Genomic DNA, 12,043 nt, shown 5'->3' on the forward strand with positions numbered 1-12,043 from the left:
GGCCGTGGTTTGTATGCCACCATAGTACTAGGGGTGGCCATTCCGGCGTCTCAAACCATTCCTGCCCACGCTTGAGCGCTTCAGCGTGAAGGCCGAAATATGTAAAGGAAAACACGGCCTCCATGTCTATCCAAAGAGAAAGCGCAGCTGGCGACCAGTCCTCGCCGGCTTCCCGGTAGAAGCGAGGGTATAGCAACAGGTCTGCGCTTTTCCTGCCGGTGGGAAACAGGTGTGGCTTACTTCGTTCCATATAAAGTCAATTTTGACGACCACCGGCTATTCCTGCCAAATTTTGGAGTGGTCGGGTCGGAACCATCTTCCGACGCAGAAACCAGACCAAATTCAGGACACTTCGCAAAGGCTGCTTGCTGCGCAAACAGAATGTGGCATCGCTTGCGACCAGATCCTCCGAAATCTATTTTGTCTCTCGTGGTTCAAATCGAAGCACTCTTCAGGACATTGCTACATTGATTTAAAGTAATGCGCGATTGGCGAACGTGTGATATTTGTGAACGCACTTTCTGCCACGAAAAAACTCATTTCCTTTGATTTCACCCCCTCTGCGAGAGGACACACCTCGTGCACCCAGTGAACATTGCCCCCAGTGCCAACGATGACGAACTTTTTCGTGATAGCTTTCTCGTCAACAGTACGACCGACAGCCTGCAAGTGGAGCAGAAAGTTGCAGCGCTTGAGGATGATCGATATGTCGTGATCTGGCGGGCTGACCACAATCCGAACTACGGGTCCGATAATACGATCCTCGGTCGTATTTTCAACGCGGATGGCTCGGAAACCAGTGCGGAATTTCGGGTTGATGAAAACGATGCCGCCGGCTTCCAAACCGATGACATCCTCTCTTTGCCAAATGGTTATTTCGTGGTCACCTGGCAGGAAAAGCCCTTCGGCTCCTTCGGATCTGACTCACGGTTGCGCGTCTTTGATGACACGGGACAACCTGTCTCGGATGTGGTGGAACTCGCAAGTGTGAGCTTCAGCACCTGGCAGAAAGCCTATGTGGAGGTGCTGTCTGATGGCCGCTTTATCGCGGTCTATCCAATAGGCGCATCGCATATCCTCGAAGCACAGGTGTTCGAGGCGGACGGCACGCCCTCGGGCACAACCTTTCCCATTTTCTTGCGGTCTGAGGCTATCGGGCTCAACAGTATTGAGGTTCTGGATGGGGATCGTCTGTTGGTCACCTGGAGCGATCTAGCCACCGGGTATCCCGAGTTCGGCCGTTTCTTTTCCATTGAAGGCACACCGGAAGGCCCGGCTTTTTCGGTAAACGAAACCGGGCCTTTGAATCCGACATTTGTTTCTGGGCGGACAAAGCTCGCGGACGGTGGGTTTCTGGTGATGGACGACGACTTTGATGGCCGCATCACGGTCGATGACAGCCCTGGCCTTTTTGCATACTTCTTTGACCCGCAGGGCAGTTTGCAACACGTTGTTCAGGTCAATCAGGAGACGACCGGGTTGCAGCAACGAAGCTCGGTAGATGTCTTGCCGAACGGGCAGATTGTCATTGCCTGGATATCCAACAACGAGCGGGAATTACCTGCTGTAGACGAAATAAAGGCGCGCATCCTAAACGCTGATGGCACGCCCGCAAGCGATGAATTCCTGGTCAATGAGGTGACGTTCCTTGACAGATGGGAGCCCGACGTTGCCGCTCTGGAGAATGGACAGTTCGTCATCACCTGGACGTCAAGGGACCAGCTGGAAGACACAGATGACTGGGGAGTTTTTGCGCGGGTCTACAATGGCGATGGCTCGCCGGCAGAACGATCCGGCACCGTCCCTGCCACCGTGATCACGAATGAGGACACCCCCTATCTGTTTGAGGCCGCCGATCTGCTGGCCAATGACAGCGACACTGACGGGGACGCTTTGGGAATCGTCTCGGTGAGCACCACCAGCGCACTCGGTGCGACCGTCATGCTCGGTTCCGATGGAACCATTTTGTATAATCCCATAACTTCGACAACGCTGGATGCGCTGAATTTCGGTGAAACCCTGCAGGACAGCTTTACTTACACCGTGTCGGACGGGTTGCTGACCGATACAGCGACGGCGACATTGACCGTCGGTGGGCTGACCGATGGCGGCTTTGATGATTTTTCTGTGGATGGCCAGTATCTGGTGACGCTGGACGCACTGGATGCGGCAGGCTCCAGTTGGTTTCGCATCGCCGATAGTGTCGAGGGTACGGACATTCTGGAAAACGATCGATCGACCAGCACTCAGTTCATCTACGTTCAGGGCGGACTGGTAGAGTACGGAGCATGGTTTGATGGCACCGGTGGCGGTCAGTTCCGAGTTTTTGCAAAAGGCGCTGTCGATTTCAGAAACCAGGGTGACCTGATTGCACCGGGAGAGAGCACGGGTTTTTCCTACACGTTGAGCAATGGATCCAGCGCGACAGATTCTGCGACTGTCGTGTTGGAAATAGAGGGCACATCTTTCGAGGGCGATGATCTGTTTGCCCTCTCTGCCGAGGCGCTCGCATCTGCAGGTACAGGATGGTTCCGGCTTGGCGCAAAGAACGACGAAACGGATCTGTTGCTAAACGACCCTCTGGTCGATGAAATTGTCCTGATCGATGGTGCGCCAATTGACGACGGGATCTGGTTCGATGGGTCAGACGGTGGCGAGTTCCGGGTCTTTTCCAGCGGAGTCGTTGATTTCCGCAATCAGGGTGACAGCATTGAGCCGGGGGCGCAAACCGGCTTTGAATATGGCGTTTTGATCGACGATGAGATCATGACGGCTCAAGTCGTGCTGCAGGTGGATGTTTTTGATTTTCTATGAAAAACGGTTTTTAATCGGCGTGTGACTTTTGCATTTTGCGAGGCACGCGTCGTTCCGACCGAACGAGGGTTTTTCACCACATGACTTTGCGATGATGGCCCTCCTCAACCTCGGACGAATTGTTGCCTTCGCCGCACGCCAACACCGAAATGACGGCGTTGTCGTTCGAGGATGCAGTGAGCTTTCAAACCGGCCTGTTGAAGAATTTATCGTTCGGTGCCGGTGTCTCAGCTTACAGGGGGCGAGTTGTTCGTAGTTTACGGAGTGTGTAACACCGGCCTGAACGGTGCGCGTCGGAATTTCACGAGGCCATCCCGCCAAGACGCCCTCTTCGCGGGTCGCGGAGTTTTGACGTGGATCCGACTTCCCTTATGACTTCGCCGCCAAACCGGCACGCATCGCATCAACAGGATCAAGCAGTGGATGCACCGGTCCGCTGTTGAAAGCGGGTCAAGGTTTCACAAGCCTCTACAGAAAAGGTCTCTTGCGAGCAGACAGATGGCTTTCCTCGACCAGCCGAACGATCTCCAGCTTCTCTGATGCGGGATACCTGATTCATCGTCGCCCCAACGCCTGTCATGCTTTTTTTGAGAAGACGCAGTTCGAGCGTCTGTTCCTCAACGATCTACTTGAGATCCTTTGCTTCGCGGCGCAGTGCCTTGACCTCGTCCGCGTTTTGCAGATCGGACGGTCAAGCAGTGTCGTGCTGCGGTTGATGGGATGATGATGTGTCATTTAGCACACTCCTGTTGAATCGGTGCGATACTTGCGCCAAGTGACAAACGCCGCAGACTGGGTTCTGACCAGACGGCATCAAGCCGATAGAACCCTCTGAATTCGGGCTTCTTATCTGCCTGTGCAGAACACTGCAGCCGTGTCTCGGTGTAGATGTGAACGTCCGTTGGAAAGTCTTCGGGGTGGTCCGGCGTTCCGGCGCGCACAAACCTGACGCTGCACCCTGTTCGATGCACAAAATGGCGATACACACTCCAGATCGCAGCCGAGCAAGTTGTGCACCTTCTGATCGCCTGTCCATGGCCCGAGGGTGTATCGACAAGATGATCAAACGTCTCGCCGCGCAAAAGCTGTGCGTTCTCCGCCTCGATGAGAACGTTGACGGCGTAAGAGCCCCCGGTCAGCACCTGACACATTTTGCAATGGCAGGCATGCACGATCAGGGCTGTATCGGTCAGTCTGTAGCGGGTGCGACCACAACTGCAATCGCCCTCGTGATGGTTCTGTGACATCTCAACATCCTTTGGACTGATTGTGTGGGATCAATGCGACTGCGGCTGGCCGCGAAAAATACCGCCCAGTCCCGGGATCAACATCGGCACGCGGTTTTGGTAGTCGCGATATGCGTCGCCAAATTCGCGCAACAGAGCACGTTCTTCGAACCAAAGGCCGATCAGGACGTAGGCCGTCATCGACAGTGCAAACAGCATGTGCCCCGCCGTCATGAGCGGTGTTCCAAAGAAGACCATGATGATCCCCAACTGCATCGGATGGCGCACAATGCGATACAAAAACGGCGTGCGGAATTCTGGCTTGGGAATAGGGCGTTCCCGGTTGGCGCACCAGATCTGGCGCAGGCCAAAGAAGTCGAAGTGATCAATCAGAAACGTGGACAACAGAACCATCACAACGCCAAGTACAAAGACAGCGTAGGTCATCGCGGCCAACCCACCACCGACAGACCAAAGCGTGGTCGGCATCGGCTGCCACAGCCACATGGCCAGGCCCAGAAACAAGGCGGATTGCAGGACATAAGTGCTGCGTTCAGCGGCCTTTGGGATGATTCGGGTCCACCAGTCTTTGAACCATTGGCGCGCCATCAGGCTATGGAAAAAGCCAAACAGGAAAATCAGGCCGACATTGATCAAAGCCGCATAAGGGGCGGATATCTGAGGCCCGTCATTGATGGCCTTTGGCACGAAAAGCGCCTGCAGGAAGCCAAGCATATAGAGGAAAGACAGGTTAAAGAGGATGTAGGCGATGACGCCGTAGATCAGGACGAATGGGCGTTTCATAAACGCGCTCCTTGTTAAAAAACGATACCCATCCGGTGCGGCGGGCCTTGATAAGGGGAGGTCTAGAGCGGCGGCGACCAGCGTGCTTGAAGCGAACCTGATGATTGTCTGATGATTTCGTGAAGAGGTTTGCTCTGACCTTCCGCCGTGTCGAAATTTGCCATGCGTCGGGCAAACGTGGCAGGTATGAGCCATCGTTCCTTTTCAAAATTAAAGGCCACCCGGTGATTTTTGCGTTTGATGATTATGAGCTCGACACCCAGCTGATGGAGCTCCGCAAAGGGGCCGAGCCGATAAATATTGAGCCAAAGGTTTTCCAGACACTGCGCTTTCTAATCGAGATGCGTGCCCGCGCCGTCTCGCGCGATGAGCTGCTTGATCATGTCTGGGGCGGGCGGATTGTCAGTGACGCGTCGGTTTCTTCGGCCATCAAGGCAGCGCGGCAAGCCATTGGTGACAGTGGAACCTTGCAGCGCAGGATAAAAACCGTGCACGGATACGGCTTTCGTTTTGCCGGGGACATCGGCCTGTCGGCACCTGCGGCGGTACAAAAGGCCACCTCGGTGACAGACACTTCGCCACCATCCAAGCAACCTTCAATCGTCGCCCTGCCTTTTGAGATGCTTGGGCCACAACAGGATCATCCGGCCATTTCTGTGGCCATTGCACATGATGTCATTCAGGCGTTGTCCCGCCTGCGCTGGCTCAGGGTCATTGCGCGGGCGACAGCCTTTCAGTTCAGCGGCCGCCCCTACGGCGAAATCGCTAGCAGCCTTGATGTCAACTAATGTCTGACCGGAACGGTTGAGGTGGACCAGAAGCGTTTGCACATCACCTTAGAATTGCTCGATCTGGTGCGGGGCAGTGTGATCTGGGTTGATCAATTCGCGGGGGCCATGGACGATATCCATGATCTGCGTGCCAGGATCGTCAACGGGACTGTTGCGTCAATCGAGACACGGATCTCTCAGCATGAGGCACGGTTTGCACAGGGGACCCCGACGGAAAGCCTTGATGCATGGTCGGCCTTTCATGTTGGTCTGGTGAATATGTATCGCTTCAGCCATGCGGGAAATGAACGTGCGATCGCAATGTTTGACCAGGCCATCGCGCTGGACCCCACTTTTGCAAAGGCCCATGCCGGACGGTCGTTCGCCCATTTTCAGAACGCATTCAACGCCTATCCCGGTGTCGACAAATCGCAGGCTGCCCATATGGCGCTGGCGACGGCAGAGCGCAGTCTGGAATTGGACGAAATGGATCACTTTGCGAATTTCGTGCGGGGGCGGGCCAGTTGGCTGGCTGGCGATCTAGAGCAGGCGCTGGACTGGGTCTTACGGTCAACAGAAATAAATCCAAACTTCTCGCGCAAGTACACTACACAAGTGGTCTGCTGGGCGTCTTGTCAGGGGCGCATGTTGACTATGAAGATGCTTCGGACCGGTCTATATCTTTAAGCCCACTTGACCCGATGCTCTATGGAATTCGTGGCATTCGTGCCCTTGGGTATCTGCAGGACAATAACTATGCAGATGCCGTCGTCTGGGCCAACAATTCGGCGAATGCGCCGGGTGCCCTGCCAGTGATGGACCTTGTGGCGCTCATCGCCAACGAACTTGCAGAAGACAGATCGGTCGCCAAAAAGTGGGCAGAGCGGGCACTAGCCCGCCACAAAGATTTAAGCAGCGCCTGTTTCTTTCGAGCACTGCCATTTCAAGACCGTGCCTTTCGGCATTTGGCGGCAAAAATTCTTAAGAAGTATGGCATTTGATCCAGTTGTTTGGAGAGGCGGCGAATTGCCCTTCTAATACTTGAATGAGTAAAGACAGAGCGCGGGAACGTTTGGTTGAATCGCCCGCTCCTTTTGCGGCGTAGAGGGCATTCGAAATGCCGGCCGAGACCAGCAAGCAATCACCGCTTCCGCAACTGAGCTGCGGCGTAGAGAGAAGCTCGCTGCAACTGAGAACGAATGCCGCGTCAGCAACATGGCCAAACACCAAAGTCGGGAAAGACTGCGGACTGTGAGTTCGAGCGTCCCGAGATCATGCAGCTGCAGCGAAAGTCCGGTCTGGTGAGGCCGCAGCGCGGCACTTGACTACCGCGCCAAGGTCCGGTTTGGGCCGTCCACCCTAAAGTTTGCCAAAATCAGCAAAGTCCGCTTCCTGCGCTTCGCTGACATCTGCGCGGTGTGCAGCATTGTTCTGACCAACCGAGCAGACTGAACGTCCTGTGTGGATAGCTCCTGCAAAGCAAGACATATTTGAAGCTGATTTTGGCACTGGTCAGAAGCAGACGTTTGTCCGATCCGTTTGCGCGGCGCACGCGGCCGCTGGCCCTGATGGTTTTCGCAACCCGAGTCCCAAACCGCTCTGCGGACAATAAGGTGTCCCTGACATACGAAGGGGTCTCTCGGTTGACGGGCTGACTGTGCTTTATCATTTCAATGGTCTTGCTGTCTGGTCTTCTGTTCTCCTCGGTTTAAGCAGTATGCGGTCTGTAGTATTCGTTCCTTGTTAGGACGGCCCAGATGATCCGCGCGGTCTTGTTCGCTATTGCCACAGTGGCAAGACGGGTTGGTTTGCGGTCATGCGGCGATATTCCAACGCCCGGTCGCGTGCCTGATGGATCGTGACCACATCTGCACCACCAAAACCGAAATCCGTGTGCAGCGGTGCGTCTTTTTTGTTTTTCTGACCTTTGACCGACACGCGCACAATCCAGCGCCGCGCGCCGGGCGGATCAGCCACCAGATAAAGGCCACTGGCGTCACGTTGACGACCAGAACCAAGTTTCCCGACTAGCTTCTTAGTCAGCCTACCGGATAGGGCCATGTCAAAACACCACTTTCCGTACCATTCAAGAAACGAATTTAGGCATCGTCAAAGGAACTCAATGCAAACGATAGCGGGCCCTAAATTCAATAATATAAAATAAAAAGATCGCTCAAAGCGACCCAATCAGATTCGTAAAAATGTGGTAATGGCGGAGCGACAGGGATTCGAACCCTGGAGACGGTCTCCCGCCTACACACTTTCCAGGCGTGCGCCTTCGACCACTCGGCCACCGCTCCGTTGCAGCGGTGTAACGCGCCCATGACCGGATGTGCAAGAGGCAAATTATAACTCAATCCATGACGGTTCATGCGTTGAACCAGATTTAAACCAGGTCTGCCAGTGAAACCTCTTCAATCGTTAAACCGGTCGATTTTGTCTTGGGGCCCTGATCAGATAGGCCATTTTGGGATTGCTACAGGCTTACGATGTCAAAAAGAAATACCACCTGCCGTTGAAGCTGATGAAAAGCGCGCGGATCTGCCATGCTTTTGGATCTGATGCTGACTTGAAGACCTGTTGTCTTTCAGACTGCCCTACAAAGTCGCGATGCTATCCTCGCTGCGCAGACCAACCAAAAAGCGGCGAGGCGCATTTCTGGCAAGGCGGTTTTGTCTTTTCTTGATATGGATGTTCGTCTTGACCACCTATGCGGCGCCCTGCCCGATCTGGCGCTACTTTGTCACTGCGATCAACCCATCGAAAAGAAACTCCCGGCACCATCCTGCATCTCCAATCTAGAACATGACGCAGAACCCGCTTGGCTTTCAGAAAGTCGTTGTAGAATCTTCTGCGGTGTCAGTCTTTTTCATATGATCGAGGCCAGATGATGCAACGTGATTTTGCACCCGTACACCCATCTGATGGTCCGTAACCGTTGAGCTTGGCCACCAGTCAGACGAATATCGTTTACATGCAAAGCCGTGTTGGCATTGCTGCGCGAAGCTCCCGATTTTCGCAAAGCGTCAATATGACAAAGCTCAACGCAAACCAGTGATCTCAAATTCAGGATGGCGCGTCTTTCAGGACTTCGGCATTGCGCAGCCAGATATCACGCTGGGCGAATGGAATTTCGATGTCTTCTTCGGTAAAGCGCTTGGCAATCGCGTGATTGATGTCGTTCTTGACATTCATGATCCAGTTCACGTCCCGCAAGATCATTCGCAACTCGAATTCCAGAGAGTCCGCGCCGAAATTATTGAACAGAATCATTGGCGGCGGGGTGCGCAAGACCATGGGTTGATCATCCACGATCTCTTTGAGGATTGTTTCAACACGGCGTGTATCGGTGCCATAGGCGACACCAACAGATACAATGAGACGCCCGACCTTGTTGCCGCGCGTGTAGTTTGTGACGGTGCCCGAAACAAGATCGGCATTCGGGACAATCACGTCGGTGCGATCAAAGGTTTCGATCCGTGTGGAGCGCACGGAGATGTCGCGCACATAGCCCATCTGCCCGCCAACCTCGATCCAATCGCCTTCGGAAATCGGACGTTCAATCAACAAGATGATGCCTGACACGAAATTGGAAACAATCGTCTGCAGTCCAAAACCAATTCCCACCGATAAGGCACCGGCAACAATTGCCAGCGAAGATAAATCGAGCCCTGCCCCGGTGACTGCTAAAATGCCCGCGAGGAAAATCCCGACATAACCAAGACCGGACACAATGGCGTTCTGACCGCCGATGTCGATCTTGGTTTTCGGCAAGACATTCGCACGTAGCGTGTTTTGCAACAGCCGCGTGATCCCGTATCCAAGCGCGAAAATCACCACAAGCGTCAGAAAATCACCGGGCGAAATCCGGGTGTCGCCAATGGCGAAACCCAGCGTAAACCGAGACCAGAGTTCCGTGAGATCTGCGACCCGCGCGCCCCAGACAAGAGCGAGCACCGGCAAAGATGCCATAAGCAGGAAAAATCCGGTGAATATGGGGAACAACGCGTCACGGGCCTGGACGCCCATCCCGGTGATCAACCCATAAACATCCGCCACAAAGCGGTTCAGGGTGACCACCACACCCAAGACCAATATGGTCATGACCGTGGGGTACAGCAACGCGTTGCCGGCCTCGCTGTAACCGATGGCTGCCATTGACGGCGCAACCACGGAAACGGCAATCAGCACGGTTCCCATACTGCGATTGAAGCGCGCGATCGAGGTGCCACGCGCAGCTTCACCTTCTTCGGTCGCCGCAGGCGAAGCATGCCCACGCAGCAGCTGTCCAATACCGGCCAGTGCAAAGGCAACCAAAACCATGATCGGGAACGCGACAACGGCCTCTGCCTTCGCCTCCATGCTGTCAAATTCAAGGAGCAGACGCACGATGTCGCGCATCACCATGAATACCGACAGGATCAGCATCAAAAACCGTGCCTGCGCGCGTTTTTCGTCCGATAGAAGGATCAAGGCATCATCAGGATCGCGTGGAAAAAGGCGCTCGGCCAACCAACGGAACCCCAGCAAGAAAACCGCCCAGATCGGTAAGGCGTCGAGGATCTGATTGACCCGGTCGCCCGCCAACCCGGTGACCCGCAAGGCGTGGGCAAAGATCGCGACACCAATCAATGGGATAATGATCCGGAACAACGACACCAAAAAACGCCAGACGCCGCTGCCGCGTCCTCCGATTGCTCTGAGACGGCTCAAAGCAAATCCGGCCCAGGCCCTGCCCCGAAAGATAAAAGTCAGGGAAACCACCAACAAAAACAGGACAAGCGGCGCGTTCTGGCGCAAGACCATTCGACGCTCGGGATCCTTGTGCAGGCTCACCTCGTCGAGCAGATTGCTGAAGGTATTGTCCAATTCCCTGATCGCGATGGGCCAATTCGACGGATTTACCGGAGAAGCGCCCAGCGACAAAAGGCGTTTGGTTTGCCGTTCGCGGATGATCCCATCTATTTCGTCGATCAAAGAGTCGGCCCGTCGAAATGCCTCCGTGGCAACCTGCACAGGGCCCTGCACTGCCAGAAGCTGGCTTTCCAATTCACTGCGGCGTGCGGCGACTTCGGGCAATTCTTCGCCCGACGCCGGTGTCTCACCCAATGCTTCGATTTGTCGGTTAAGCGCAGCTATTCGGGGTTCACTTGCGCTTCTGACATCAGAAAACCGCGCCCGAAAATTTGAAACGCCCTGTCGTAGGACTTCAAACTGTTCGTTGGTGCTGACATCCTTTTGAATGGCTGTTTCCGTGAGGCCCGCCAATTGCTCCCACGCAGAATAATCCAGTACATCGCTCGGCGCGTTTTGAGCCGTAGCGCCATCGTTGACGATAGTGCACAGCCCGATCAGCAGAATCGCGAAGGCCCGGAATAAGCGGCTCATACGTCCTCAAAGACCCCCGGTATGCTTGCAGGTGCCTGATCAAGCCATCCGGGTGTCGGCAACCCCTTTTCGCGCAGAAACTCGGGATTGAACAATTTGGACTGATAGCGTGTGCCATAGTCGCACAGTATCGTCACAATTGTATGCCCCGGCCCCATGTCACGCGCCAGACGCATGGCACCCGCGATATTGATGCCTGAGGATCCCCCGAGGCAAAGTCCCTCATGCTGAAGCAAGTCAAACACGATCGGCAGAGCTTCGGCGTCATGTATGTTGTAGCTGAAGTCCGGCACAAAACCTTCCAGGTTCTTGGTGATACGGATCTGCCCGATCCCTTCGTTGATCGAGGATCCTTCTGACATGACCAATTCACCCTTGGTGTAGTGGTTGTACAAGGAGGCGCCATCCGGATCGGCCAACCCTATTTTGACACCCTTGGGCTTCAGGACCTCGGATACGCCCGCTAAAGTGCCACCAGACCCCACGGCGCAAATGAAGCCATCAACTCCACCCTCTGTCTGTGCCCAGATCTCCGGCCCTGTTGTTTCGATATGCGCGCGCCGGTTGGCCGTATTGTCAAACTGATTGGCCCAGATCACGCCCTCATTCGTGGTGCGCGCCAATTCATTTGCCAGCCGTTCGGAATAGCGCACGAAGTTGTTGGGGTTGCGGTAGGGCGCTGCGGGCACCTGTACCAATTCCGCACCCGCCAGGCGCAACATGTCTTTCTTTTCCTGACTTTGTGTCTCCGGAATAACAATGACAGTTTTAAAACCCATCGACGCTCCGACCAACGCGAGGCCGATGCCTGTATTACCTGCGGTGCCTTCGACGATGGTGCCACCAGGTTTCAGCAGGCCGCGCTCAATCGCGTCCTTGATGATAAAAAGCGCTGCGCGATCCTTGACCGATTGGCCCGGGTTCATGAACTCGGCCTTACCTAGAATTTCGCAGCCCGTCGCCTCACTGGCATGCCTCAACCGGATCAGCGGTGTGTTTCCAATGGCTGTCGCCAGATCAGTCGCAACCTGCATTGCCCTA

The 12,043-nt window shown here is 54.9% G+C and carries 9 protein-coding genes, 1 tRNA gene and 2 pseudogenes; 4 read left to right on the forward strand and 8 right to left on the reverse strand.

Annotated features, from left to right (window positions below; translation table 11 throughout):
• The first annotated feature begins 579 nt into the window (after window positions 1–579).
• Window positions 580–2,814, forward strand: coding sequence for a cadherin-like domain-containing protein (locus R8G34_01875; GenBank protein ID MDW3221631.1), 2,235 nt, complete (start codon window positions 580–582; stop codon window positions 2,812–2,814).
• A 483-nt stretch (window positions 2,815–3,297) separates the two neighbouring features.
• On the opposite strand, the pseudogene R8G34_01880 reads toward R8G34_01875, so the two are convergent.
• The 3 genes and pseudogenes from R8G34_01880 to R8G34_01890 all read right to left on the reverse strand — a co-directional run bounded on the left by R8G34_01880 (window position 3,298) and on the right by R8G34_01890 (window position 4,844).
• Window positions 3,298–3,487: pseudogene (locus tag R8G34_01880) on the reverse strand (IS3 family transposase).
• Between the two features lie 58 nt (window positions 3,488–3,545).
• Window positions 3,546–4,061: a GFA family protein gene (locus R8G34_01885; protein ID MDW3221632.1), complete on the reverse strand. Its 516-nt coding sequence runs from the start codon at window positions 4,059–4,061 to the stop codon at window positions 3,546–3,548.
• Window positions 4,062–4,091: 30 nt separating this feature from the next.
• Window positions 4,092–4,844 carry an isoprenylcysteine carboxylmethyltransferase family protein gene (locus R8G34_01890; GenBank protein MDW3221633.1) on the reverse strand — a complete coding sequence of 251 codons (753 nt, stop codon included), beginning with the start codon at window positions 4,842–4,844 and terminating at the stop codon, window positions 4,092–4,094.
• A 104-nt stretch (window positions 4,845–4,948) separates the two neighbouring features.
• Here R8G34_01890 and R8G34_01895 point away from each other — a divergent pair, with 104 nt between their 5' ends.
• Genes R8G34_01895 through R8G34_01905 form a run of 3 tightly spaced genes read left to right on the forward strand, consistent with a single transcriptional unit; the run spans window position 4,949 to window position 6,615 of the window.
• Window positions 4,949–5,632, forward strand: a complete 684-nt coding sequence (locus R8G34_01895) for a winged helix-turn-helix domain-containing protein (protein MDW3221634.1) — start codon at window positions 4,949–4,951, stop codon at window positions 5,630–5,632.
• Between the two features lie 21 nt (window positions 5,633–5,653).
• Window positions 5,654–6,301, forward strand: coding sequence for a hypothetical protein (locus R8G34_01900; GenBank protein MDW3221635.1), 648 nt, complete (start codon window positions 5,654–5,656; stop codon window positions 6,299–6,301).
• Between the two features lie 14 nt (window positions 6,302–6,315).
• Window positions 6,316–6,615, forward strand: coding sequence for a hypothetical protein (locus R8G34_01905; GenBank protein MDW3221636.1), 300 nt, complete (start codon window positions 6,316–6,318; stop codon window positions 6,613–6,615).
• 707 nt (window positions 6,616–7,322) lie between these two features.
• Here the strand turns inward: R8G34_01905 and R8G34_01910 are convergent.
• The 5 genes and pseudogenes from R8G34_01910 to R8G34_01930 all read right to left on the reverse strand — a co-directional run bounded on the left by R8G34_01910 (window position 7,323) and on the right by R8G34_01930 (window position 12,036).
• A pseudogene (locus R8G34_01910) lies at window positions 7,323–7,430 on the reverse strand (IS110 family transposase).
• Window positions 7,394–7,675 (reverse strand): Arm DNA-binding domain-containing protein, encoded by a 282-nt coding sequence (locus R8G34_01915; protein MDW3221637.1) that lies wholly within the window; start codon window positions 7,673–7,675, stop codon window positions 7,394–7,396. The pseudogene R8G34_01910 and the gene R8G34_01915 overlap by 37 nt, the downstream one beginning before the upstream one ends.
• Window positions 7,676–7,824: 149 nt before the next feature.
• Window positions 7,825–7,914 (reverse strand) — tRNA-Ser (locus tag R8G34_01920).
• Window positions 7,915–8,680: 766 nt separating this feature from the next.
• Window positions 8,681–11,002 carry a DUF3772 domain-containing protein gene (locus tag R8G34_01925; protein ID MDW3221638.1) on the reverse strand — a complete coding sequence of 774 codons (2,322 nt, stop codon included), beginning with the start codon at window positions 11,000–11,002 and terminating at the stop codon, window positions 8,681–8,683.
• A complete protein-coding gene (locus R8G34_01930) occupies window positions 10,999–12,036 on the reverse strand; it encodes a cysteine synthase A (GenBank protein ID MDW3221639.1) in 1,038 nt (345 codons plus the stop codon). Before R8G34_01930 ends, R8G34_01925 begins: the two co-directional genes overlap by 4 nt.
• Window positions 12,037–12,043 lie beyond the last annotated feature (7 nt).

This window comes from Paracoccaceae bacterium (assembly GCA_033344815.1).
In the GTDB taxonomy this organism is placed as follows: domain Bacteria; phylum Pseudomonadota; class Alphaproteobacteria; order Rhodobacterales; family Rhodobacteraceae; genus Roseobacter.